Source organism: Nitrosomonas sp. sh817 (assembly GCF_030908545.1).
Lineage (GTDB): Bacteria > Pseudomonadota > Gammaproteobacteria > Burkholderiales > Nitrosomonadaceae > Nitrosomonas.
Map to the genome: position 1 here is coordinate 424920 of NZ_CP133083.1, position 25216 is coordinate 450135.

The 25216-nt window shown below is 49.2% G+C and carries 17 protein-coding genes and 2 pseudogenes; 6 read left to right on the forward strand and 13 right to left on the reverse strand.

Translation table 11 applies throughout. From position 1 onward, the window contains the following. Positions 1-7: 7 nt before the first annotated feature. Positions 8-726: pseudogene (locus RBH92_RS02055) on the forward strand (IS5 family transposase); the annotation flags it as partial. Here RBH92_RS02055 and RBH92_RS02060 read toward each other — a convergent pair. The 4 genes from RBH92_RS02060 to RBH92_RS02075 form a co-directional block, all read right to left on the reverse strand. Beyond that, the gene (locus RBH92_RS02060) at positions 721-2346 is read right to left on the reverse strand and encodes a multicopper oxidase family protein (RefSeq protein ID WP_307933048.1); all 1626 of its coding nucleotides are present in this window, start codon (positions 2344-2346) and stop codon (positions 721-723) included. The pseudogene RBH92_RS02055 and the gene RBH92_RS02060 overlap by 6 nt on opposite strands. 184 nt (positions 2347-2530) lie before the next feature. Beyond that, positions 2531-4252: a flagellinolysin gene (locus tag RBH92_RS02065; RefSeq protein ID WP_307933049.1), complete on the reverse strand. Its 1722-nt coding sequence runs from the start codon at positions 4250-4252 to the stop codon at positions 2531-2533. Positions 4253-4369: 117 nt separating this feature from the next. After that, a complete protein-coding gene (gene chrA / locus RBH92_RS02070; protein ID WP_307933050.1) occupies positions 4370-5731 on the reverse strand; it encodes a chromate efflux transporter in 1362 nt (453 codons plus the stop codon). A gap of 65 nt (positions 5732-5796) precedes the next feature. Beyond that, on the reverse strand, positions 5797-6894 hold the full coding sequence (locus RBH92_RS02075) for an aminopeptidase (protein WP_307933051.1): 1098 nt from the start codon (positions 6892-6894) through the stop codon (positions 5797-5799). Between the two features lie 275 nt (positions 6895-7169). On the opposite strand from RBH92_RS02075, the gene RBH92_RS02080 reads away from it, so the two are divergent. Continuing rightward, positions 7170-7580: a DUF3579 domain-containing protein gene (locus RBH92_RS02080; protein ID WP_307933052.1), complete on the forward strand. Its 411-nt coding sequence runs from the start codon at positions 7170-7172 to the stop codon at positions 7578-7580. Between the two features lie 29 nt (positions 7581-7609). On the opposite strand, the gene RBH92_RS02085 is transcribed toward RBH92_RS02080, so the two are convergent. Beyond that, on the reverse strand, positions 7610-9616 hold the full coding sequence (locus RBH92_RS02085; RefSeq protein WP_307933053.1) for a di-heme-cytochrome C peroxidase: 2007 nt from the start codon (positions 9614-9616) through the stop codon (positions 7610-7612). Positions 9617-9986: 370 nt separating this feature from the next. On the opposite strand from RBH92_RS02085, the gene RBH92_RS02090 reads away from it, so the two are divergent. From RBH92_RS02090 to RBH92_RS02100, 3 genes are read left to right on the forward strand one after another with little or no spacing between them, the layout of a single operon-like run. Then, entirely contained in the window at positions 9987-11327 is a 1341-nt protein-coding gene (locus RBH92_RS02090; RefSeq protein ID WP_307933054.1) for a TolC family protein, read from the forward strand. Continuing rightward, on the forward strand, positions 11324-12475 hold the full coding sequence (locus RBH92_RS02095) for an efflux RND transporter periplasmic adaptor subunit (protein WP_307933055.1): 1152 nt from the start codon (positions 11324-11326) through the stop codon (positions 12473-12475). Before RBH92_RS02090 ends, RBH92_RS02095 begins: the two co-directional genes overlap by 4 nt. A 5-nt stretch (positions 12476-12480) precedes the next feature. Beyond that, positions 12481-15633: an efflux RND transporter permease subunit gene (locus RBH92_RS02100; protein ID WP_307933056.1), complete on the forward strand. Its 3153-nt coding sequence runs from the start codon at positions 12481-12483 to the stop codon at positions 15631-15633. A 213-nt stretch (positions 15634-15846) separates the two neighbouring features. Here the strand turns inward: RBH92_RS02100 and RBH92_RS02105 are convergent. From RBH92_RS02105 to RBH92_RS02135, 7 genes and pseudogenes are all read right to left on the reverse strand, one after another. After that, a pseudogene (locus RBH92_RS02105) lies at positions 15847-16152 on the reverse strand (Na+/H+ antiporter subunit G); the annotation flags it as partial. Positions 16153-16155: 3 nt separating this feature from the next. Continuing rightward, a complete protein-coding gene (locus RBH92_RS02110; RefSeq protein WP_307933057.1) occupies positions 16156-16425 on the reverse strand; it encodes a K+/H+ antiporter subunit F in 270 nt (89 codons plus the stop codon). After that, positions 16419-16919: a Na+/H+ antiporter subunit E gene (locus RBH92_RS02115; RefSeq protein ID WP_307933058.1), complete on the reverse strand. Its 501-nt coding sequence runs from the start codon at positions 16917-16919 to the stop codon at positions 16419-16421. Before RBH92_RS02115 ends, RBH92_RS02110 begins: the two co-directional genes overlap by 7 nt. Beyond that, positions 16916-18460, reverse strand: a complete 1545-nt coding sequence (locus RBH92_RS02120) for a monovalent cation/H+ antiporter subunit D (protein WP_307933059.1) — start codon at positions 18458-18460, stop codon at positions 16916-16918. Before RBH92_RS02120 ends, RBH92_RS02115 begins: the two co-directional genes overlap by 4 nt. Further along, positions 18457-18786: a Na+/H+ antiporter subunit C gene (locus tag RBH92_RS02125; RefSeq protein WP_307933060.1), complete on the reverse strand. Its 330-nt coding sequence runs from the start codon at positions 18784-18786 to the stop codon at positions 18457-18459. Before RBH92_RS02125 ends, RBH92_RS02120 begins: the two co-directional genes overlap by 4 nt. Continuing rightward, positions 18786-21590, reverse strand: coding sequence for a monovalent cation/H+ antiporter subunit A (locus tag RBH92_RS02130; protein WP_307933061.1), 2805 nt, complete (start codon positions 21588-21590; stop codon positions 18786-18788). The genes RBH92_RS02125 and RBH92_RS02130 overlap by 1 nt, the downstream gene beginning before the upstream one ends. Positions 21591-21977: 387 nt before the next feature. Continuing rightward, the gene (locus RBH92_RS02135; RefSeq protein WP_307933062.1) at positions 21978-22772 is read right to left on the reverse strand and encodes a DUF1499 domain-containing protein; all 795 of its coding nucleotides are present in this window, start codon (positions 22770-22772) and stop codon (positions 21978-21980) included. Positions 22773-22964: 192 nt separating this feature from the next. On the opposite strand from RBH92_RS02135, the gene RBH92_RS02140 reads away from it, so the two are divergent. Beyond that, positions 22965-24665, forward strand: coding sequence for a diguanylate cyclase (locus RBH92_RS02140; protein ID WP_307933063.1), 1701 nt, complete (start codon positions 22965-22967; stop codon positions 24663-24665). 40 nt (positions 24666-24705) lie between these two features. On the opposite strand, the gene RBH92_RS02145 is transcribed toward RBH92_RS02140, so the two are convergent. Next, positions 24706-24924 carry a hypothetical protein gene (locus RBH92_RS02145; RefSeq protein WP_307933064.1) on the reverse strand — a complete coding sequence of 73 codons (219 nt, stop codon included), beginning with the start codon at positions 24922-24924 and terminating at the stop codon, positions 24706-24708. Positions 24925-25216 lie beyond the last annotated feature (292 nt).

Genomic DNA, 25216 nt, shown 5'->3' on the forward strand with positions numbered 1-25216 from the left:
GTTTGTGATGCCCCGATTGATGCTCAATGATGAGTTTTGGTCGAAGCTGGAGAAGATTCTGCTTCAAGAAGCAATTTATAACAAGCGCAATCTGTGCATGACAGTAGAAGGCATGCTGTATCGAATGCGTGTAGGTTGCCCGTGGTGAGATCTGCTTGAGGCGTTCGGTTGCTGGAATTCCATCTATAAAAGATTCAACGCTTGGTCATTTAGCAGCAAATGGTTAAGGATTTTCAAGGCGTTGACTATTGATCCGGATTGGAAGTGGGAATTTATTGATGGCAGCTATGCCAAGGCACACCAGCATAGTGCGGGAGCGGCAGGCCAACAATCGCAAGCCATCGGGAAAAGCCATGCGGGCAATACCACAAAGATCCATTTTGCGGTCGATGGTCATGGCTTGCCAGTTGAGTTTGAAATCACCGGCGGAGAAATCAATGACTGCTCCGCAGCACCTAATTTGATTGCCAGGTCGCCTGACGCGAAGGCGATTGTTGCGGACAAGGGCTATGACAGTGAGTGTATACGCGAGCAGATAACGAAGCAAGGAGCTCAGGTTGTAATACCGGGAAAGCGCAACTCGGTGGAGGGTAATGAGGATATGGATTGGATCTTATACAGATACCGGCATTTGGTGGAGCTTTTGCCCGGCCAAAACAGTATCGGGCAATTGCGACACAATATGATAAGCTGAAGAGAAATTTTGAGAGTTCTTACACTTCAGCTAACATAGAAATTTCGCATCATACCCATATCTTCGTGTTCGAGATTGTGGCAATGGTAAAGAAAAAAGCCTTTGAAATCATTGAATGGCTTGATAATCTCAATTTCTTCTCCCGGCATTACCAAAACGGTATCTTTCCAACCGCTGTTGATAAAACCGTGTTTCACAGTTTCGTATCCGCTATTCTGATCTATTTGCGTCCGCGAGAGGATCTGAAACTGCTGGCCATGCAAATGGATGGGGTGGGGCATCGACATCATCATTCCCATCCCCATGCCTCCACCGCGGCGCATGCCACCGCCCATTCCCCGATTGTCATGAAATATCTTAATTCTTTGAATGGAATTAACCGGAATTTGCTCGGATTCCATGTAGTCGTACATATCGAATGTTCTGCCGTTTAGCTGGAACGACATGTGCCGCATGCCGATGGCGATTGGAACGACTTTGTCAGGGTGAGTGATATCCTGAAGCGTGAAACGAGGCATGGGGATTAATGTTTCCGGTAACTTCGGCGAATCGCTGATCTGCTCGGTGATCTGGAATTTTGCGATGGTGATTGCTTCATCCTGACCAAAGGGAGCGCCCATCATGCCCATTCCATCGCCTCCCATGCCACGGCGCATCCCTCCTCGCATGCCGCCGCCTCCCATATGAGAACTGGAATCGCCAAAAGCCAGGCTCTGCAATGTGATGTCAGAACCTGGTTTGCGGCCGCTAAAATCAACCCATAATTCTACGCGCTCAGCGGGGGCAAGCATCACGTAGGGTAAGTTTTGCGGCTTTTCCAGTAAACCGCCGTCGGTTCCGATTGCAGTGATCGGGGTGCCGTCACTCCATGCGAGTTTATAAATCCGCGCATTTGATCCATTCAGAATGCGCAAGCGATAGGCTCTGGTTTTCACCGGAATGGTATAGTCTTTCTGTCCGTTCACTAGAATGACATCCCCATGAAACCCCCGCATTCTTTGGTGCATGCCGAGAATGTAGCGAAGTTGATTATTGCTGGAGAAGCTGCGATCCTGAATAATCAGCGGGACATCGAATTCGCCGCTGGGCAGGCCTAATTTCCGTTCATTTTCATCGGATACCGTGATAAGCCCCGCTAAGCCTTGATAAACTTGCGGTGCGGTTAATTCGTGGGTATGCGAATGATACCAATTGGTTCCGGCAGGGTTGGTTACCTCGAATTCATAAAGATACTGTTCGTCCCGGTGAATGGCATACATCGGATGACCATCCATCGGCTGAGGAACATGCATGCCGTGCCAGTGCGTAATGCATGGTTCCGGCAATTGATTGCTAAAATAGATTCGGACTTTCTGACCTTGCTCAAAATTGATGATCGGACCTAAATAGCCTGGCAACTCTCTGAGCGTTGATGCAGGCCCTTTGAGCAGTTTGCCGGTGTATTTAAGAACATGCGTGAGCGGGCCGGGTAAAATGGCAACATCGGCAGTTTGAGCATTCAGTGCGATTTCTACATCGGCTTTGAACGAAGGATTGGGTGTCATGTTGCTTCCTTGCGTTCTTGCAAAACTCGATCCCGGGATTGCTGCGGCAAGTGTGCTTGTTGCTGCGTATTGTATGAATTGACGTCTTTTATAATTAATATTTGTCATGATTAATCTCCTATCCATCAGTGAGATAAAAACTGTACGCGATCAACAGCCCAGCGCATGATTTATCTGAAATACAATAATCAGTGTATCAGTTCAAACATGACAAGTAATCTACTTTATGCTTAAGTGATTGAGTGTTAGAAAATTTCTGGATACAGAGGGCGGGATGCCGAAAACGGGTGAATCAAGAAAGCAGCGCTAATAGCATTTGCGGCGAAGAATTTGCTTGCGCCAGTACCGCAGTGGCAGCTTGTTGCATGATTTGTGTTTTTGTGAGCGAAGTTGTTTCAACTGCATAGTCGGTATCTTGTATTCGTGACTTGCTAGCAGTCGTGGACTCTATGCTGGTTTGATTATTGGTAATGACTGATTGCAAACGGTTTAATTGTGCGCCGATTTTCGACCGCTCTTCGTTAATGTGATTGAGCGCCAGATCGACTTTAAAAGTCGTAAATCCGGCATTGTTGATCAAATCCAGATCTTGAATGCTGAGTGCCCCCGTGTTGACTGCACCCATGCTGATATCCAGGGTGTCGGCTTTATTTGCACCGACTTGCAAACGCTTGTTGTTTCCGGCTGCTGCTGTTTCGATGTCTTCCCAGATTTCATTGAATCCGCTGGTCGGATTGGTTCCGCCACGTGAACCGGTATCAACGACAATGCTTTCCGCAGTTTTAACGGCGCCGCCATCGGCATTTGAACCGCCAATTGCTCCAGTATCGCTGTCGGTAAGGTTCATACTTGCAATATAGGCTGCGCCATTTGCAACAAAGTCTGCATTAAAAGCGTCGGCGTTTGCATACAGACCGCCGGTAGCGGCACTGATGGCATCGTTTAAGGTGGCGCTTTGATTCTGGTTCAAATAAACCATAACATCGCTGATACCGGAACCGCCGTTATCTTTGATGACTTGGTGCAAGTAACGGACTGCTGAATAAGCGGCGGAATAATCATCCGATGACCCTCCCCACGCTGCGCCTGCTGAACCAAAAGTCGCGGCTCTAGCCATGACACCACCGATACCGACACTACTAATCGAGGATTGCAAGCGTTCATCGGCGCCATGAATAAATTCGGCGGCACCTTCCAGAAACCAGGTTTGATCGACTACTGGATTGAACATTGAACCGATATTCATGCTGCGGTACATCACGGCATGCACCATTTCATGCGCAATAATACGATCGTTGTAGAATGGCGCAGTGCCACCGTTTGGCAAATTAGGCGGTGTAAAATCGCTCATATCAATTTGGAGCTTAACATCCGTTGCTTTACCCGTGTAAGTGCCGGGTATTGAACCGACAACCCGGGCCGCAGTACCACCGGCGCCGTCGGTGAAAGTCGTCAGTTCGATATTCATATCAGCGCCATCCGCAGAAATTCCAAAATACTGCTGTATCATATTTTCCGCTTCTTCGAGCCAACCGTACTGCAGTCCGTAGACTACCGCTAGCTGATTGGAATCGCCGAGAACACTGCTTCCAGAGAAGTCGAAAATTTTATCGCCGTTAAAGATGCTGGTCGTCGAAACCTTTTCTAATTCTTGGATCAGCTGATTGGTTTCTTCTTGAAGCGCTTTCTTGTCGGCAAGGCTATTGGTTGAGTTGGCAGCTTGGATGGATAATTCACGGATACGTTGTAACGAGGAAGTCATGGAAGTCAATGCGCCATCAGCTGTTTGCAGCATCGAAATTCCATCATTGGCATTTCTGGTGGCTTGAGTCAAGCCACGTATCTGAGCAGTCATTCGCTCTGAAATCGCAAGACCGGCCGCATCGTCTCTAGCGCTATTAATACGTATACCCGATGATAGCCGCTCTAAGGAGCGGCTAAGATCCGTGGTGGTTGCCGACAAATACCGTGAAGTATTCAGCGCACCCAAATTTGTATTAATCGATAAAGCCATTTTCTTTTGATAGCAACATAAGTATCGCTAATTAACGAATTAAAATTAAGTTTCTTTAATGTCGTGAGCCGTGCGGGTTGCTCGATATCGGATGAAAATGGATTTTACAATCCGGTTTCAACTGATATGTGTTAGTAAAATGGAATACCCAAATCCTACAGTTGCACAGGCGCAGATGGCGGTCACAATTCCAACTTTGAATTTGAATAAGGCGAAGAATGTCAGGATACCGATCACGGCCGAAAACCATTCAAATGACCCTCCAAAACCGTTTGGCCAGAGAACATGGTAAGCAAAGAAAACCGCCAGATTCACAATAACGCCGACCACGGCCGCGGTGATGCCGGTCAGCGGCGCTGTGAATTTGATGTCGTGCCGGGTAGCTTCGACTGCGGGAGCGCCCAGCAAGATAAAAAGAAAAGACGGTAGAAACGTAAAAAATGTTGCAGTAATTGCACCGGCAATACCTGCCAGATACAGTAAATCCCCTCCAAAGAGCGCTTTTGTCCAGCCGCCGACGAATCCTACAAAAGCAACAATCATGATGAGCGGTCCCGGCGTTGTTTCACCCAAAGCCAATCCATCGATCATTTGTGCTGCGCTCAACCAAGCGTAGTGCTCGACGCCTCCTTGATAAACATATGGCAAGACTGCATAAGCGCCGCCAAATGTCATTAAGGCTGCTTTGGTGAAAAACCAACCCATTTGTGTCAAGGTGCCATCCCAGTTAAATTGAACGGCTAACAGAGACATTACTGCGAACCAGCTTGAGAGTCCGGTCAACGCAAAGACAATGAAACGGCTCCATTTGAAGCGAGCGTGTTCGGGAACCGGTGTATTGTTATCGATTACTGCGGGGCCGTAGCGATGGCTTGAATCGATAGCGTGCTTGCCGGCCTGAAATTTATCCGGCATAAAATGAGCGCCGGTATAGCCAATCAAACCAGCCGACAACACGATGTAAGGAAAGGGAAGATCAAAAACAAAGATCGCGATAAAAGCTAATATTGCGATAATACGCAATAGGTTGTTCCTTAAAGCTCTGGAACCGATACGATAAGCTGCGAAAATAATAATGGCGGTTACCGCGGGTTTGATACCGTACAAAATTCCGGCAACCGCTGGAATCTCGCTGTAAATTAAGTATATCCATGTCAGAGCCATTAAAATGAACAGAGACGGTAATACAAATAACGTGCCGGCAACAATTCCGCCCCAAGTGCCATGCATCAGCCAGCCGATGTAAATCGCCAATTGCTGAGCCTCCGGGCCGGGTAATACCATCGTATAATTCAACGCATGCATAAAGCGTTGTTCAGAAATCCAACGCCGTCGTTCGACCAATTCTTGATGCATCAGGCTGATTTGGCCGGCTGGCCCGCCGAAGCTGATGAAACCGAGCTTAAGCCAATATCGGAATGCTTCCCAAAAGGATACCGGGCCAGGTGGAGCGGGGGCATGCTCGGTCGTTTCAGACATTAAGTTCCTTCAATGAGTTATGCGATAACTGCCAAAATGCGGTCCCCGATTGGCAGAAGCGGGGGTTAACGTTCGACCATCGTCCATCGCCGGTGGTCTTCAGTAGCTCTCTGTAGGACAGAATTTCTTTCTTCTTTGGGAAGTTTACTGATTTTTGTGACGGCATCAAAAAATTTATTCATGTCCTGGTCGCTTTGTACAAGAATTGCCTGAAATGCCGGCACCAATTGAGAATAAATCGAAACCGTCGCCAGTAATGCATTATTCAAAGGCTGGGAGAACCATGAATCATAGAGACTGAGTTCCGGATCATTTGTTTTCAAGTCAGCGAATTCTGTTCGCAATTCATCGAATATCCGTGCTTTCCCGGCGCGCTTTTCTGCTTCGCTGAGATCCGATTGGAATAAATCTTGTAGGTGCTTGCGATGTTTGAAAATCAGATCGGTGAAAATTGTTTCCCGTTCTCGCCGGGCGTTTAATGCGGATTGTTGCAGAACATTACCGCTATGAGCGAACCAGCGTTTAATGCCTTCTTGTTCGACCGCCGTTGCAAAAGATTCGTTGAAGACGGTGTCGCCAGGCACATAAACAACTTGATGCGCCAGCTCATGAAAAATCAACCGTGCCAGATTTATTTCAGAATAGCTGATGAAAGTATTGAGCACCGGATCACTGAACCAGCCCAACGTGGAATAGGCGCGGACTCCGCCGACGTGGACATCATAGCCTTCATTCCTGAGTTCTTCCGCGTAGCGTTCCGCCTTGGCTTGAGAAAAAAAGCCACGGTAATTAACACAGCCAACTTTCAGAAAGCACCATTCTTTGAGCTGAAGAGACAACTCAGGGGACGCGAAAACATTCCAGACAACAAAAGGACGTTCCAAATTTGCATAGCTTGTGTAACTCCGGTTATCGGGCAATTTCAATTCACGGCTCGCAAATTTTCGCAATTGAACGATTTTAGTTAGCGAATTTTTTAAATTCTGATCGGTATCCGGATTTTCGATAACGGTACTGATTGGTTGCGCTCGACGCAGAACTTCCAGATGTCCGTCGACCGCTTGCGCATAATAAGGAAGATTCGCGCATGCACTGAGCCAGGTAACGGAGGCTAGGGTAATGACGAATCTGAAATGACTGAAAGTTCGAGATACCACGTTCATGGATGAATGCGATGAAATTAAAAAATTGACACGTCTATTGGGCATTCTAGCTATTTTTCAAGATTTCTTCTCAGCCGGGTTTGAACGCGCCCGCTCAATTTTGTAGCAAGGTGGTTATCAGATTTTATTTTTCTTGATTAATTCCAGGTTTAGTTTCGCTCACTAAGCGCTATAAATATTTTACCGATATTGCCGAAATAAATATGCGTATTTAAAAGGAAATTTCAGGTAAATCCGTTTCCTTTCAAGTTTCTTAGATGCTATGTGTATTGACTATGAAAATAATGACAGAAGAATGGCTGATTTTAGGAATCACTTCCGAAGAGCGGACATTCCGGCCCAGCGATTGGTCGGAAAGGCTTTGCGGAGCGCTTGCAAGCTATAACGACAAGGGGCGCTGGGAGTATTCCGATTATGCGCAACCGGTAATCTACGAGGGCAAGATTGCTGTTCGAGTGCGAACTTCGTTAAGCATTATCAACAAAACGCATTATCAGTTCATTATGGATTTTGCGGCTAATAACCGGCTCAAAATTATTCCTGCTGGAAAAAGTATTTCTCTCGAAGACACTGTTGAAGAAACAATCGAACAAGCAGAAGTCGTATGGTCTTTAGGAAACTGGATCTTAGCGTTGCTACTGCATCAATGGAAAGCGCGATCGCTGTTCAAAAATCTACCCCGCTGAGGCAAATCAAGTCATTTTCTGTAAATTCATCAAAGCGATTTAAGAAACTCAATCAAATCCAATCGTTGTTCTTTATTCAGAGCTGGAAGCATGGAACCGTCAGGTAGCGGTGTCCGTCCGGATGCATACTCATGGCCCTCGTTATAATTGCCCCAAATATGGGTGCGGAATAAAAATCCCGGGTATCCTGATGTCTTAAAACCAACTTTTTCCGGATCGAATTCACGCGAGCCGACCGTAAATTCGTCCGGCCGATATTCACCGTCAGCAGGATCGCCGGGACGTCTTTTCGGCAATAACAAATCATATAGCGTTGGAATAGAACCGTTATGCAAATAAGGCGCGGTAGCCCAGATACCGTTCAGAGGCCGGGCCTTATAGGCCATTGCCGATGCAAAAGGAGAAACGGTGCTGTCGGGGGTATAGTAGCCATTCTTCAGCGATGATTGCACTTCGTTATCAAAAAAGGTGTAAGCAAAATCGAAAGACCGCTCCAGCCAGCGGCGGATAATCCATTTATCGCTATCGGGAGTGGTCACGACGTTGCGGGTTGCCGCCGTTAACAATGCCACAGCAGGCGCTTGTTGCTGCAATAAGATATTTCCTGTGCTGACGCCGACATACTGATTTCTTAAGATGCCGCTATAGCCGACGAAGCCTATGGCGTTTGTGGCCATTTTTGAATCTGTTCCAACCGAATGAACCGAGATCATTCTAGCGACAATCCGCCGTTCCGGGTCGTTACGCTTGATAAGGCTATGGCAGGCGGCGCAGTACTCCGAATAAATTTCCGCGCCTCGAGCCATACGTACTTTATCAATTGCAGGCAGGATATGCTCAGGCCATGACGGGGAAGTTAATTTGCGCAAATGATTTTCCACCCGGCGCAGATTGCGGATATCGATTGAGGACTGGAAGTCGATATGTTTAGAACCGAATCCTTGTCCGCCTAATACCGAAGATAAAGTGAAGCCGTCCTTTTCCTGCCAATCCAATGTCGCGAAAACGCCAATGACTTGTCCGGCGTTGCGAGCCATAGGTCCTAATCCGCTATTATCAACCCGGCCATTCCATTGGATATAGTCATGCTGCGGAATATCCCAAAGGAACGGATAACTGACAGGTGCATCGGCTGGGTTATAGATTTTGTTGCGTAACCGGATGAGTTGCTTGCTGGTCAGATAATCTTGAATTTTCTCAATGATGTGATCGCGATCATGGCTGCTTAAAACCGGTTCAACATTGGACATAACCGTTGTCAGTTCATCCTCGGACAGAATGTCAGCCAGCAATTCGCGCAGTTGTTGCGCGCTCATAATATGTTCCAACACACGATTATAAATACGGCCAAACGCGTCCAGCCGGGCGTAGCCGTAACGCGTCAGCGGACGCTTGCTATCTCGCGGGGAGTTGACAATGGTGTATGTTTTAATGCGCTGCGCGTATTTCGTGAGATCGGCCAGGATATCGTTGGCGTTGTTGTAATGGCCGTGTTTCAATACATTAGCCACGAAGCGGTCACGTTTTTCAGGGTTTTCCAATGTAACCTGCATGGCGGTTGCCAGATCAACCATGAAGGTTTCCATATCGGAATTTGCAGGGCCACCGTCGATGCGAATGCCAGTGCCTTGATAATTGATCTGAGTGGTGTGGCAAGCCGCGCAAGTGAATCCCATATAAGCTTTACCTTGATATTCGTCACGCACCATACCGGCAGGAAGGCCATCCGGATTGCTGGCGGTTGGCCGCTGCGGCAGATAACCGTAACGATCCATGCTGCTATCGTCACGGAATAACTCAGACGAACCGGGCTGTTCTAATACCAGGAAAAAGCTGTACGGCAATAAATTGGAGCCTTGTGTGACGGTATAGAACCATAGGCTATCGGCTGCTGACCAACCTTGATCAAGATAAACGGTTCGAGAAAAATGATTGCCGAATTTGTCCGTTCCGTTCGTAATCGCTCCCCGTTCCGTATCGCTGTCGCGTAATTCATACAAACGCCAGGAAATGCCAATGACTAGCCATGTAATCATTAATACCATGATTGTTAATGATAATCTTTTTGAGAAGCGATTGCGGCTAAGTCTGAGGTTCATATCGGATTGGTGTCATTGTTCAGCAAACGTTCAGGTTTCGTTTGTTTAAATCCAGTGCAATTTTTGCTGGGCCATTGTTTCCGAAGTTCATGTGTTGTTTCTAAGCAACGATAAAAGACCCTATTTAAGCTGATATTAATACTATGAAATTGTTGATTTCATATATGATGATCAGCTTATTTTGTGTGAAGAGAATGTGAAGAGCATCATAGTTTTTTCAAAGGATGTTATGCAAACTTATTTATTTAAGCATCTGTTTTTAGGCTTAATTGTCATAATCGCATCAAAGATCACTGTAGCGCAACCGATGGCTCCTCTTCCTTTAGGGGCGGATTCATTAAGACAACCTGAATCGTCATCACCGTCCGTTCGAGAAGTAACGCCATCCATGGCGCCGTTCAGAAGTGAGCTACCTAAATCGGATGTGCCGTTGCCGGCAGGTGTACCGCAAGGGCCGGTTGTGCTTTATACCATCGAAGAGATACAGCGATTGGGTTTGCAAGCGAATGGTTTAGTCCTCGCGGCGCGCTCGCAAGTGGGTATGGCGAAAGGCGGCGTTATCGCCGCTACGGCTTATCTCAATCCTGAAGTGATGTTTATGATGGGACCGATGGATCGACGGCTGCCGGTTGAATTGACGGGACCTTCCAATGATCAGCGATCGGTCACGGTGATTCAGCCCATCGAAAATCCGTACATGCGTAACGCCCGTATCGCCGCTTCGGAAGCCATCGTCGACGCCAGTCGAGCCAGCCTAGGTCAAGTCAGCACCGATCTGGCGGCGCTGCTGCGCGTCCGTGCTTACGAGTTGTTATTGCGGCAAGATCAAGCCGAGCTGGAACAATCGATCTACGACTTATTGAACGTTGTCCGGCAGCGTATTGCGGCCAATGTGGAGCATGGCGAAGTAGCCCGCTTTGAACTGATTCGCGCCGATACCGAGCTGCAGAGTGCGGCCAATCGCAAGGAAGCGGCGCGGCTGAATGCAGAACGAGCTAAGGTTTTTTTGATGCAGCTTACAGCCGGAGTTTTACCCGCCAATTTTCAAGTGAAAGGTTCGCTCAAAGACCCGATTGAATTACCATTGCTCGACGATCTACGTCAGCAAGTGGTCAAAGTCAATCCGGATGTAGTGCGTTTGGAAGCCGAGCAAGAACGCGCCAATCAACGTATCAGCCAGGAGCGAGCCTCGATTTTGCCGTCGGTGAACGTGATGTATTCCAATTATCAGGACCAGCAATTTCACTCCAACACTGCCGGTTTGAGCGTCAGAATCCCGATCTGGTACCGCCGTAAGGGTGAAATCGATACCGCAATTCACGATTCCGCACGAATCCGCGAATCGCTTGAATATCGCCGTTACGAAATCGGACAAATATTCGAAGCAGCCTGGCAGGCTTACCAAATTGCTATGCAACGGGTTGCGATGTTTGACGGCGGTTTGATCAAGGAAGCGGAGAATGCGGTTCGGGTCGCCGAAGCAGCGTATAAATTCGGCGAGCGCAGTTTGATCGAGTTCCTCGATTCGCAGCGGATCCTCCGGGGAATTCTGTTCGATGCCTTGCAAGCCCGTTTCGATCTTCACGCAGCAGCAGCCGAAATCGATCGCCTGCGCGCCCATTATCCTAAGGAGTTAGTTCCAGAATGAAAATCAACCCGATAATCGTCGGCTCGTTGTTAGCGGCATTGTGGCTATCCGCTTGCGGAGGAAAAGACGACGGACAAGTTTCCCGGCAATCTGATGAAGAGCGGGACATTAACACGATTGAAGTGCGGCCGGAATTGCTTAGCCGGTTAAAAATCGGCAACCCGTCTCTGGTCGATCTTACCGACAAAATACTGGTGCCCAGCCGGGTTCAAGTCGATGAAGAAAGAACCGCGCAAATCGGTTCTTATGTTACCGGAAGGATCATCGAACTATTTGTCATTTTAGGCGACTATGTCAAACCTGGTCAGCCGCTGGCGCGGATTACCAGTCCGGATTTGACGAATTCTCAATTGGCTTTTTTACGTGCTTTATCTCGAGTCGTTGTCACTACGAAAGCTTTGGAACGGGCAAGCCATCTGTTGGCAGCTGACGCCATTCCGTTGGCAGAAGTGGAGAGACGTCAATCCGATGCCGAGATTGCGCAGGCAGAATTGGCTGCAGCAGCCGATCAACTGCGGTTATTCGGGATGGGGGATGTGGAATTGAAAGAGCTGAGGCGAAAGGGAAAAGTACTGCCTTGGCTGGATATCAAAGCGACACGGGAAGGTTATGTGATCGCTCGTAACGTGATCGTCGGGCAAGTGGTGCAGCCCGCCGATGCGCTTTTTCAAATCGCAGATCTTTCTCATGTGTGGGTAGTCGGCGATGTGCCGGAGCAGATCGCGCGCGATGTACGGTTGAATCAGCATGTGGAAATCAATGTGCCGGCAATCGGCGATGCCGATTTTGACGGTATCATCATTTTTGTCTCCGATACGGTGAACCGGTTAACACGCACGGTGATGACCCGTGTCATGGTGGAAAATCCGGAACGCAAATTAAAACCGGATATGCTGGCGAATATGCACATTACCGACTCGCAGCAGAAAACCCTGGTGGTGCCGGAAGCAGCCGTGGTGCGTGAGTTAAACCAGGATTATGTTTTTGTTGCAACTGGAGACAATCATTTTCAGCGGGTGCCCGTAGAGCTTGGTCCGGAAGTGGCGGATTTCCGCCCGGTACTTGCCGGATTGACGATCCACCATCACATTGTGCTGGATAACGCTTTTCATTTGGATAGCGAGCGCAAGCTTGCTGAATTGGAATAATTACCATGTCCGCTATTGTAAAAGCCGTGTTAAACCAGCGTTTGCTGGTTCTGATCATCGGAATCATGCTTTGCGTGGCTGGCGGCTTCGCGGCGAAGAATTTGTCCGTTGATGCATTTCCCGATGTCACCAATATTCAAGTGCAAGTCGCGACCGTGGCGATCGGCCGCAGCCCCGAAGAAATGGAAAGGCTGGTGACGGTTCCGGTCGAAATCGCGATGACCGGGTTACCGGGTTTGGTCGAAATGCGCTCCATGAACAAGAGTGGATTGTCTTTGATTACGCTGGTTTTCACCGATCAAACCGATGTCTACTTTGCGCGGCAATTGGTGATGGAGCGTATTATCGACGTGACGCCGCGTTTGATCCCAGGCATTACCCCGGTTCTTGGTCCGGTTTCAACCGGTTTGGGCGAAGTGTATCAATATACGATTGAACATCCCGACGACGGTAAGCGCGCATTGACGTTCGAAGAACTGATGGAACGGCGCACCATACAAGACTGGGTGGTGCGTCCGATGCTGCGCGCGATCCGCGGTGTGGCGGAAATCAACTCGATGGGGGGGCATGTCAAGGAATATCAAGTCTATGCCGACCCTAATAAACTCCGGCATTATGATTTGACATTGACCGATGTGGATCGCGCTTTGGCCAGTAACAACGCTAACGCCAGCGGTAATATTCTGGCTTTGCATTATGAACAATATTTGATCCGTGGCGTCGGTTTGATCGCTACCTTGGACGACATCCGCAACATTGTATTGCGCGAAATGGATGGTGTTCCGGTTTACGTGCGTGACGTTGCCGAAGTGACTTTTGGCGGTGAGGTAAGGCAAGGCGCGAGCATTAAAAACGGCGATACCGAATCGGTCGCCGGTATTGTGATGATGCTGCGCGGCGGCAATGCCAAGGAAATTGTCGGACGCATCAAAGAAAAGGTGACCGAGATTAATGAGCGCGGAATACTGCCGGATGGTTTGCAAATCGTACCGTTCTACGATCGCACTGATTTGGTCGACGGCGCCTTATCGACGGTGCAAAGTACTTTGATGGAGTCGTTGATTCTGGTGATCGTAGTGTTGTCGATTTTTCTGGGTACTGTCCGTACCAGTATCGTCGTCTGTTTTACGCTCATTATCACCCCGCTGGTCACTTTTATGGTGATGAATTATTACGGCATGCCCGCCAACTTAATGTCATTGGGCGGATTGACCATCGCCTTAGGCATGATGGTCGATCCGACTGTGGTTGTAGTGGAAAACATCTACCAACGCCTTGGCGAAGCGAAAGATACCGGAAAATCCAAGTTCCAGGTGATCGTCGATGCCGTTTCAGAGGTGGGTACGCCGGTTATTTTCGGTGTCTTCGTGACCATCCTGGTATTTCTGCCGCTGATGACGCTGGAAGGCATGGAAGGAAAAACTTTCAGTCCGCTGGCGGTTACCATTGCCATTTCGCTGTTGGTTGCGCTATTTGTCTCGTTGCTGCTGTCCCCGGTATTGAGCGATTACCTCCTCAAGGGCGGCAGCGAGCAGGATACCAAAATCGTTGCCGTGCTCAAAGGCGCTTATTTGCGTGTGTTCAATCTGGCCATGCGCAACCAGAAAAAAACCATGATCATTGCCATTTCCTGTTTGATGGGCGCTTTCGTGTTATTCCCGTTCCTGGGAACATCCTTTATTCCTATTATGAAGGAGGGCGCTACCACGCCGGTGATCATTCGCGCGCCGTCGATTTCTTTGGAAGAAGCGATCAAGCTGGAAACCGAAGCGATGAAACTGGTTGCTGCCGTGCCGGGTGTGAAATCGGTGGTTTCCAAACTCGGGCGCGGTGATACGCCCGCTGATCCCGCTTCGCAAAACGAATCCGACCCGATTGCCGATTTGGATTTGGAAGGATCGGGCCGCACTCAGGATGAAATCGAAGAGGATATCCGTAAGGCGCTCAGCGTGTTGCCGGGTGTGAATATCGTGTTATCGCAGCCAATCGCGCAACGTGTCGACGAAATGGTTACCGGTGTGCGTTCACAAGTGGCGATCAAAATTTTTGGCGACGATCTGGAACAACTGCGCAAACTCTCCGAACAAGTCGCGCGTATCGTCAAATCGACACCCGGCGCCAGGGATATCCGTATTGAGCGCTTGTCCGGCCAACAGGAATTGACCATCAACATCGACCGGCGCGCTATTGCACGCCACGGTATCAACGTGTCGGATGTCAATGAATTAATCTCCGCGGCGATCGGTGGTAAAGCGGTGACGCAGGTTTTTGAAGGCGAACGGCGCTTTACGCTGCTGTTGCGTTTTCCCGAACATTTCCGGCATGACGTTGAAGCGATTAAGGATCTGTTATTGAGACCGGTCAATGCGGCAGCGCAAAACGGTATGGCGCAAGGCGGCGCACTAGTACCGCTTAGTGCGGTAGCCGACATCAAAGTGGTCGACGGGCCTGCGATCATTTCGCGAGAATTCGCCAAGCGGCGCGTAGTCGTCGGCGCTAACGTCTACGGCCGCGATATGGGCGGGTTTGTTGAAGAATTGCAGCAACGGACTGCAAAAGAAATTAAATTGCCATCCGGTTATTATTTCGTCTGGGGCGGGCAATTTGAAAACATGCAACGCGCGATGGCGACACTTGGGGTGATTGTGCCGATTACCTTGGCGGCGATATTTTTTCTGTTGTTCATGCTGTTCAACTCAGTCAAGCTGGCGGTACTGATTTATCTGGTATTGCCGTTTGCATCGGTCGGCGGCGTGGTTGGCTTATTTGTTACCGGTCAGTACTTATCCGTTCCGGCTTCGGTGGGGTTTATTGCGGTGTGGGGTACATCGATTCTGAACGGCGTGGTGCTGATCTCGTTTGTGCGTGAATTGCGCGAGAAAGGATTCAGTGTGGAAGAAGCCGTTAGAAAAGCCTGTTCGCAGCGCTTCCGTCCGGTGATGATGACCGCCGCTACCACGGTACTCGGCCTGGCGCCGTTTCTCGCAGCCACCGGACTGGGATCGGAAGTTCAGAAACCGCTTGCGATTGTGGTGATCTGTGGTCTGACAACCGCAACCATGATGACCATGGTGGTGATGCCGATGCTCTACCGCTGGTTTGATGATGAGCCAAAATCCCGGCCATCCGATCCAGTCGAAAAAATCCCTTCGCTATGAGTTGATCGGCAGGCTTATCTTGCAGCGTTAAATTGCGCCACATACAAAACAGGGTGCTTGCTTGCCGATCTGCTTTCATCTGCAGTCATTTTGATTAAATCAGACAGGTTTATGTGGCGAACTCATATCAGTTGAGCTGTTTTCTTTCGCGGGCGCGGTTGAGCCAGCACCGGCAATTTCCGAATCTTTATCTTCTACCGGGCGCGCCGGATTGACAGGTATTCTTGCGTGCGAGTGCAGATTCAGATGAAGTGCTGCTTTGGCAAGCAAATGCGCGCTTACTGGTGCAGTAATAAACAGAAATAGTGTGATCAAAACTTCGTGCAGGCTGATGCCGGCATCGCGGCTGCTGAAAAATACCGCCGATGCGATTAAAAGGCTGCCGACTCCCAAAGTTGTTGCTTTAGTCGGTCCGTGCAGACGCATATAAAAATCCTTTAACCGCAAAAGACCGAGAGAGCCTATGAATGTAAGGGCAGCACCGGTCAGAATCAAAAATGATAGAAAATATTCCAGCATAGCTTACTCGATAATATCGCCGCGTAATAAATACTTGCATAGCGCGACCGTGCCGATGAAACCCATTAAAGCGATCAACAACGCTGCTTCAAAAAACAGCGCGCTGCCCAGATGTATTCCCAGCAGCATTAATAATGCGATGGCGTTCACGTATAAAGTATCCAGCGCTAAAATCCGGTCTGGCGTACTGGGGCCGCGCAGCAGGCGCCAGCAACACATGCCGACAGCTATCGCCACGAATCCAAACGCCACGGTAATTGCGAAATCTAGCATTGTTCGAAAATCTCCTTTAATGGACGTTCATAGCGATGCTTAATGACCACAATCAGATTATCCGGATCGTTTTCGTTGAGCGCGTGAACCAATAAATAGCGACGATCCTCAGACAGGCGCGCCGATACAGTTCCGGGTGTCAGCGTGATACTGTTGGCGAGTAGACCGATAGCCAGACTGGAGGTCAAGTCCAAGGGCAATTCAATAAAAACCGGCTTGAGCCGGTCCGGATTGCCCAGGATCAATCGCGCGACGGTAAAGTTAGCAACGATGATATCGTACAACAGCACACCGATATACCGGATTAAAGCGAATGGCTTACGAATGGTGATTCGTTCCGGCCAGAAACGCAGAGTCAATAAAGGTATTGCCCAACCCAGCAATAATCCGAGAAGAATTTGCCCGGGCGCAATACTGTTTGTCAGTAATAACCAGAGACCAGCCAATAGCGGCGATAAGATTGGATGAGGCAAAAAACGGGAGCGCGCTTTCATCTTGCAGTGCCTAATACGGATTGTACGTAGTCTTCAGGCTGTAACAGCTGATTGGCCGTAGCCAATGCAAATTCACTTACAGCACCGGCTCCAATCGTTAAAACCACGCATAAAGCCAGCAAGCAAACTACTATCGCCAAGCCGCTGAAACCGGGGGTTAAAATATGCTGAGAACCGCTACCGTCATCGCCACCGGCGGTATGGGGTGCTTGCGGTAATTGCGCGCGGTAAAACAGCATACTGCCGCTGCGTGCCAGCGCAATGATCGTGAGTAAGCTGGTAATCAGCATGGCGCCCATAATCCACGGCAAAGCGGCATGGGGTATTGCTGCTTGCAAAATCAGCAGCTTTCCGACGAAGCCGGATAACGGCGGCAGTCCCGCGATCAGGATCGCGGCAATAAAAAAGAGAACACCGGTAATTCGATGATGCGCAATTACCGGACCAGGTTCGAACCGGTCGCTCATCTCTGACCGGCGCGTAGCGATAATATCGGCGAGCAAGAAGAACGCCGCCGCTGCAAAAGTGGAATGAGGCAGATAAAACAACCCGGCAGCGATGCTGGTATGGGTATTGATACCAAAAGCAATGAGCAGCGTGCCGATCGATGCAATCACCAAATAGGCGATCTGCTGCCGTAGATGCGTGCTTGCCAGAACACCGAGCACGCCCGCGATAAGCGTTGCCAGGGCCAATGGCAGTAACCAGGGAGCGATCAAGTCGGCAACGCTGCCGGCTTGTGAACCGAAGATCAGGGTATAAACCCGCAAAATGCTGTAAGCTCCAACCTTGGTCATGATAGCAAATAAGGCGGCAACCGGTGCCGTGGTATGTGCATAGGCAGCCGGCAGCCACAAATAAAGCGGTAATAAGGCAGCTTTAAGCGCAAATACGGCGAAAAGCAGTAAACCCGCCGCGCGAATCAACGCAACATCGTCGTCAACGGCTCCGGCGGCCTTAACGGCGAGATCAGCCATATTTAGCGTTCCCAGCAAGCCGTATAGCGTACCTACGGCAAATAAAAACAACGTAGAGCCTACCAGATTGATGATGACAAAATGCAATCCGGCTATCGTGCGCAGCCGCCCGCCGCCATGCAGCAATAATCCATAAGAGGCAAGCAGCAGAATTTCAAAAAATACAAACAGGTTAAACAAATCACCGGTAAGAAACGCACCGTTCAAACCGAATAATTGCAACTGAAATAACACGTGAAAATGCGGACCATCGCTATCCGTGCCTTGGATTGCGTAAAGTAGCGCAAACGCGGAAACCAGCGCTGTAATAAGCAGCATCCAGGCGGCCAAGCGGTCTGCAACCAGAACGATGCCAAAAGGCGGCGGCCAGTTTCCGAGTTCGTAAACCAGAATCTCGCCATCATTGACAATATTGAGCAGATACCCCGCCAGAACTGTCAGAATACTGACCGACGCAATACTCACGGCGCGTACCGTTTGCAAACCCTGTTTCTGCAGCAACAATAATAGCGCACCCATCAATAGCGGCCAGATAACGGGGAGAATCGCAATATGACTGATCATGATTTATGTTTTCCATCGACATGATCGTTTCCCATTTCAAGATACGCCTTGAGGGATAGCACGATGACAAAGGCAGTCATGGCAAAACTGATTACGATGGCGGTGAGTACCAATGCCTGCGGCAACGGATCCGCGTATTCCGTGATATTTTCTGCAATGATTGGCGGTTTGCCGATTGTAAGCCGGCCCATTACCAGTAAGAATAGATTCACTGCATAAGATAAAAACGTTAAGCCCAAAACAACCGGAAACGTGCGATTCCGTAGAATCAAATAAACACCGCAACCGGTGAGTGTTCCAATCAATATCGATACCAGTGCTTCCATTAACGGATTCTCTTTCTGACGTGAGTCGTATGACTCTCTTTATGAACAAGGCCCAAGTAAATCAGTATCAGCAGCGTGGTGCCGACAACAACCAGATAAACGCCCAAATCAAAGGCCATGGCTGAAGCCAGCTCAAATTCTCCGATTACCGGCCAATTCAGATGACCGAAAGTAGAGGTCAGAAAGGGATGATCGAATGCCCAGCTTGCCAGACCTGTCAACGCTGCGATCAGTAAGCCGGCGCTAATCACGGTGTGCATGTTGACGGTCAAACGTGCTTGCGCCCAGCTAACGCCATTGGCCAGATATTGCATGATCAATGCCACTGCAGTAATCAGCCCGGCAATAAATCCGCCGCCGGGAAAATTGTGACCGCGTAACAAGATATACACCGACACCAATAGAGCCAGTGGTAGCAGCAAGCGCACAAATGATGCCATGATGAGGGGGTGCATGTCGTTATCCCAGGAACGTCCTTGCTGATCTGCTTCCGCACCGGATAGCTTCAACTGATGCAGCATTGCATAGATGCCCAATCCGGCTAATGCCAGTACAGTGATTTCGCCCAGTGTGTCATAACCCCTGAAATCGACCAAAATGACGTTTACGACATTGGCGCCCCCGCCGCCGGGCATGCTGTTTTCCAGGAAGTAATCCGCAATCGTCTGATAAGGCCGGGTTAATATCGCCCATACCAGCAAACTCACACCGGTGCCGGCTGCTATCGCGATTAGAGCATCACGGTAGCGCGCCGGGTTGCTGGATTCTTTGGGTGAATATTGCGGTAAAAAATAGAGCGCCAGCAGCATCAACACAATAGTCACCACTTCTACGGATAACTGCGTTAAGGCCAGATCCGGCGCAGAAAATTTGATAAAAACCAGCGCTACGCCCAAACCAACCGCACCCAGCAAGATCAACGACACCAGGCGTTGCCGGTGCATGATGACGGTTCCAAGCGCCGCGATAATCAAGATAATGGTTATTAGCAAGCTGACGGCATCCATGGATAACAATTGGCGATCGCCAGTTAAAGCGGATGGGCTATCAATAAAGCTGGTTACTCCGAGCGCCATGATGAAAAGCATGAACACCAGCACCATTCGTTGCAAAGAATTGGCATTGAGGAATCGGGTTATCTGACTGGCGGTCCGGAACAGCCAATCAATCAGGGAATTATAAAATAACTTGAAATCAATACGGCTTCCCATGTGATCATGCAACACCGACAGCGGTTTGCGTCCCAAGTAAGCCAGGATACCGCCGGTCAGCGCGATGATACTCATCCATACCGCCGGATTGAAACCGTGCCAGATTGCGAGGTCGTGATCGGGGAGCGGGCCCTGCAGGACTCCCATAGCCGCTACACCCAAGATGGGTTCAACGGTAAGCGCCGGCAGCATCCCGACCAGCAGGCATAAGGCAATCAGCAGCTCCACTGGCACTTTCATCCAACGGGGCGGTTCGTGGGGCGTTTTCGGTAGATCGACCGGTGCGCCGCTGAAAAACACCGCATGGATAAACCGCAACGAATACGCTACGGCGAAAACACCGGCGAGGGTAGCTGCGACGGGCATCAACCAACCCCACGGGTGATTGATATGGTGCAGTGTTTCAGCAAAAAACATTTCTTTGGAAAGAAAACCGTTGAATAACGGAACACCGGCCATGGAAGCTGCAGCTACCATAGACAGCGATGCGGTATGCGGCATAAATTGCCATAGCCCGCGCAGGCGGCGCATATCGCGTGTACCGGCTTCATGATCGATAATTCCCGCGGCCATGAACAGAGATGCTTTGAAAATGGCATGATTGATAATATGAAAAACCGCTGCTACCGCCGCCAGCGGCGTATCCATGCCAAATAACAAAGTGATTAAACCCAAGTGACTGATCGTCGAGTAAGCGAGCAATCCTTTCAGGTCGTGTTCGAACATGGCAATGTAGGCGGCGATGAGCAGGGTTGCCAAACCGGTCATGCTGACCAGCCAGAACCATTCCGGTGTGCCCGATAAAGCCGGATACAAGCGAGCCAGCAGGAACACACCTGCTTTTACCATGGTGGCTGAATGCAAGTAGGCGGATACCGGTGTGGGAGCCGCCATCGCATTCGGCAGCCAGAAATGAAACGGGAATTGCGCGGATTTTGTGAATGCGCCCAGTAGAACCAGGATTAGCATCGGCAGATACCATGGATGCTGCGAGATGCTATCGCCGGAAGCCAGAATCACAGACAAATCATAGCTGCCGCAGATTTCTCCCAGCAACAAAAAACCGCCCAGCAAAGCCAGTCCGCCACCACCGGTCACGGCCAATGCCATGCGTGCACCACTGCGGGATTCATGCCGCTGCTGCCAGTAACTGATGAGCAGAAAAGACGATAAGCTGGTCAATTCCCAAAAAATCAACAATTGGATGACGTTTTCAGATAAAACGATACCCAGCATGGAGCCCATGAACATCATCAGATATGCATAAAACCGGCCCATGTCATCGCGCTCGGATAAGTAATATCGCGCATAGATAATAATCAGTATGCCGATACCGAGGATCAGCAAGGAAAACAGCAGGCCCAATCCATCGAGCCGGAACGCGAGATCCAACCCAAGCATGGGTATCCAGCGCCAGCGTTGTGTGACTGTTTGCTCAGCAAAAACATCGGCAATTGATGGGTATAAAAAAGCCAGCGCAAGTAACGTTACAGCACCGGCGCCCCATGCTGAGTACAAGCGGCCGAAGCGTGAGATGGAAGCGATAAAAATGCCTCCGGCAAAGGGGATTAGAGCAACTAGCAGTAAATTCATAAAAATGGATAAACCGGCTTGCTGAAAGCGGGTCTGTTCAACATACGAGATTTCATTCGATAGCTACAATAGAACGATGGTTATCATGACCGGTATGGATCTTTCTTATTGCATGATTGATCAGCTTCGCATTGTTTTTTCGGGTATTGCTTGCAATCCGATCGAACCGGAAATGCAATGCGGCTAATGATACCATTATTGTTCAAGCCAATTGCGTATTCGGCATTTGATTCCTTAACAGGCCGTTGAAAAACTATCTGCGTTGCCGTTACGGTGCTAAAAACAAGCTTAAAATGCTCATTTATACCGCATAAACTGCGCTTTTTCGCCTGTTTTTGCCTTGTATCGGCTGCCAACGTTTTTCAACGGCCTGTTAACGTTTCTTTATCATGAGAGTTGTTGTTTCAGTGCTGCCAAAAAAGACCGGATACGTTCAGCATTTACGCCCAGATCGCCTTTGCCGGCTCTGGAAACGGATCGCATATCAACGCGTGTTCGATTGCCTTCGGTTTGAATCCGAATCACCACATCATCTTTAAATCCCATCAGAAGGGTGGTGTCGGTCGCTTCGATCCGGCCATTGGCGGCAGATACCGAAGCGATTTCCCAGCCGCGTTGTTTTACCAGCATAACCGCTTGCTCGAATACTTGCTCGAAGGGCCGGTCAATGAATAACGTGTTCAGATCGGCGTAATATTCTTGTTGCAGACTGATCAAGTTTTCCGGATCGGAACGGTCCAGCGAATTGTCGCTGATTGATCGAAGCGCTGGAATGGCAATAAATTCAGGGGGATTTTGCAAGTCGGTGGAGATATCATGGATCATCGGCTTGCCAATACCGGTCAAAACGGTTGCAAGCAGCGGAACCACGATCAATAACGCAAGCGTCGAGCCGCCAAGCGTTGCGGCAAGTTCCGGTTCCTTGGCTTGCTTGGCGCGCCAGGTTCCGACTGCCCCAAAAAAAATCGCGAACAATCCGCTGGCGGCGCTTAGAAGGAGTCCTAACAAAGCCGCACGGTAATCGATCAGACCCAGACGGTGGCAAATGATCGCGAGCAAGGCAAGGGTGGCGGCAAGTACCGCCGTTCTCATGCTTCGGGCGGTCAAATCAGGCCGTTGTTTGCTGATGACTGGCGTCGGTTGTGCGGGAATACTTTTTCTTTTGTTTTTTATCGGTTTCATGATTGATAAGAAAAAATGAATTGTGGTTGCAATTTTTACTGGTCTTGGTGAAGATGTGCAATTGTATTAGGATTTTTTTCGTATGGCTTCTCGAATGATCCACCGCCAGTTTTGTCTATGGGGTTGTTTGATTAACCTGTTGATTCAGCGATTAGATAGCTTTTTATTGTTCCGGTCCTATTTCAATCTTTCATGAAACGCACATTCCTGCTGCTAAGCCTGGCGCTTGTGGCGATGATCTCAAGTTTGAGCGCCAAGGCTGCCATTCAAGCGACTGAAGTATATCCTGCGGCGATCGGTCAATATATTCAAATATTTCAGCCTGATGGCAGCGATTTTAACGTGCACGACGCGCTCCGCGCTTTCAAGAGCGGCCGCTTCAGGCCATCGCAATCCGAGGTGATGAATTTCGGTATTGGAGCAAGGCCGGTATGGCTTGCTTTAGAAATCATCAATGCGCAGCCGGAGCCGATGGCGCGTAAGCTGTTAGTTGAAAATGCCTGGCTGGATAAAATCGATGTATTTTTTTTGCGTGAAGCGCAATTGGTCAACAGTTTCCATACCGGAGACAGCCTGCCATTTGCGCAACGGCCGGTCGATCACCGTTTCTTCGTAATCGAACATGCATTCACTCACGGCGAGACTTTGGTTCTGATTCGCGTGGAAGCGGATGATGCGATGGTTCTCCCTATTTACTTTACCGATGCCGGGCAACTGGCAAACAAGGATTTGCTGGATGCCTATAGCTACGGCTTGATGTACGGCGCCATTCTCGCGCTGGTTGCATACAATCTGGTGCTGTATGTCGGTTTGCGCATTAACACGTATCTGCTGTATTCGATCTTCCTGTTGAGTTTTATCGCTTTGAATCTGGCTTATACCGGTCACGGTTATCAGTGGTTGTGGCCGGAATCTCCATTCTGGCAGCGCTGGGCCAGTGCCATTCTAATGGCGGCGGGCGCCACTGGCGGATTTGCATTCATGCTGCAGTTTCTGGATATCAAACAGACTTGGCCGCGCCTGTATCGTCTTATTGTCATTGGCTGCATTGGTTTTTGTGTCTCGGTATTGGTAGCGATGCTGCTTGACGAACTGGTTATTGCCTTATTGATATCGATTGTTTTCATCTTCAGTTTCTATGTGGCAGCGGTCATTCTCGGAATAGTTTCGCTGCGGATCGGCAATGAATTTGCGAAATATTTCTTGATCGCTTCGATTCTTACAATATGCGGCGGCATTATTACGGCCAATGCCGTGTGGGGCGTTATTCCGTTTAGCGAGTTGACCTACCGCGCTGCGGATATCGGTATGACACTCGATGCAGTTTTGCTGGCGCTTGCGCTTGCGGCGCGGTTCAATATCACACAAGGCGAAAAACTGGCTGCCGAGAAAATGGCCGGAATTGATTTGCTGACAAATTTGAACAACCGGCGTTCGTTTTATAAATATGTACAGCCGATCTGGTCCATAAGCTTGCGCAGTAAAAGCAATACGTCGGTCATCATGTTGGATATCGACGATTTCAAACTCATCAATGACAGTTACGGCCATGCCTTGGGCGACCGGGTTTTAGTGAAATTAGCGGAAGCCTTGCAAAAAGAAGCTCGAAGCGGCGACATTCTGGCCCGTTGGGGAGGCGAGGAATTTCTGATTTTTTTACCGGAGACACGATTGCAAGACGCCGTGACTATTGCGGAAAGAGTGCGTAACAAAATCGGCTCGATGCAAGTGTCATCCGCGAAAGGTGAAAAGCTTGCAATTTCCGCTAGTTTTGGCGTTGCAAGCAATCAAGACGATTATGTGTTACTGGATGAGTTGATTGCCAACGCGGATCAGCAGTTATATCGCGCTAAAAAACAAGGGCGTAATTGCGTGTGTGCGGACTTTTCCTGAAACCGGTGATCGTGACTCAGGAAATCATGATCTGAAAAGATTATTGATCGTTGAAATGATCCGGTTTTAAATGGTTTTGCGCGATCCCGGATGATGTTTCTCCACCGCAATCATCACTGCTGATTTCCAACTCATCGATCAGTTTCACGATCCTGCTGTCGGGAATCATGCCATCGGCTAAGACACCTTCGTCGACGATAGCGGTATCATCGGATTGAGCACCGTCAAGTTTTCCGGCAGAGAGTTTTTTGCCGTGCATAACAAACCTCCATATTTCAGGGATAGGGTGACGGGTACAGTAAAACATGTTTGGCGCCGGACTGAATTGAGGATTAAAAATAGTTCTTGCCGGTATTTTGAAGGTTGGGAAAACGCCATTTTGAATGGAGGCCCGGTAGTAGCGGAATGTTGCATTAAATCCTGCTTATCCCTGTCCTGCCGACGAAAGGGGGTGCGAATCACGCAAATAGAATGCAGATGCCTATATACTGTGAATAAACTTTCGATTATCATTGCAAGCCATTGATAAACAATGGAAGTGACTTAGTAAT

Bases quoted from the DNA above. Each gene is read 5' to 3' on its own strand.
- RBH92_RS02080 (WP_307933052.1), top strand. From the start codon at position 7,170: ATGAAAATAATGACAGAAGAATGGCTGATTTTAGGAATCACTTCCGAA.
- chrA (WP_307933050.1), bottom strand. From the start codon at position 5,731: ATGTCTGAAACGACCGAGCATGCCCCCGCTCCACCTGGCCCGGTATCC.
- RBH92_RS02095 (WP_307933055.1), top strand. From the start codon at position 11,324: ATGAAAATCAACCCGATAATCGTCGGCTCGTTGTTAGCGGCATTGTGG.
- RBH92_RS02135 (WP_307933062.1), bottom strand. From the start codon at position 22,772: ATGAAACCGATAAAAAACAAAAGAAAAAGTATTCCCGCACAACCGACG.
- RBH92_RS02065 (WP_307933049.1), bottom strand. From the start codon at position 4,252: ATGGCTTTATCGATTAATACAAATTTGGGTGCGCTGAATACTTCACGG.
- RBH92_RS02085 (WP_307933053.1), bottom strand. From the start codon at position 9,616: ATGATTACATGGCTAGTCATTGGCATTTCCTGGCGTTTGTATGAATTA.
- RBH92_RS02130 (WP_307933061.1), bottom strand. From the start codon at position 21,590: ATGAATTTACTGCTAGTTGCTCTAATCCCCTTTGCCGGAGGCATTTTT.
- RBH92_RS02125 (WP_307933060.1), bottom strand. From the start codon at position 18,786: ATGGAAGCACTGGTATCGATATTGATTGGAACACTCACCGGTTGCGGT.
- RBH92_RS02100 (WP_307933056.1), top strand. From the start codon at position 12,481: ATGTCCGCTATTGTAAAAGCCGTGTTAAACCAGCGTTTGCTGGTTCTG.
- RBH92_RS02060 (WP_307933048.1), bottom strand. From the start codon at position 2,346: ATGACAAATATTAATTATAAAAGACGTCAATTCATACAATACGCAGCA.
- RBH92_RS02120 (WP_307933059.1), bottom strand. From the start codon at position 18,460: ATGATCAGTCATATTGCGATTCTCCCCGTTATCTGGCCGCTATTGATG.
- RBH92_RS02140 (WP_307933063.1), top strand. From the start codon at position 22,965: ATGAAACGCACATTCCTGCTGCTAAGCCTGGCGCTTGTGGCGATGATC.
- RBH92_RS02090 (WP_307933054.1), top strand. From the start codon at position 9,987: ATGGCTCCTCTTCCTTTAGGGGCGGATTCATTAAGACAACCTGAATCG.
- RBH92_RS02145 (WP_307933064.1), bottom strand. From the start codon at position 24,924: ATGCACGGCAAAAAACTCTCTGCCGGAAAACTTGACGGTGCTCAATCC.
- RBH92_RS02075 (WP_307933051.1), bottom strand. From the start codon at position 6,894: ATGAACGTGGTATCTCGAACTTTCAGTCATTTCAGATTCGTCATTACC.
- RBH92_RS02110 (WP_307933057.1), bottom strand. From the start codon at position 16,425: ATGCTAGATTTCGCAATTACCGTGGCGTTTGGATTCGTGGCGATAGCT.
- RBH92_RS02115 (WP_307933058.1), bottom strand. From the start codon at position 16,919: ATGAAAGCGCGCTCCCGTTTTTTGCCTCATCCAATCTTATCGCCGCTA.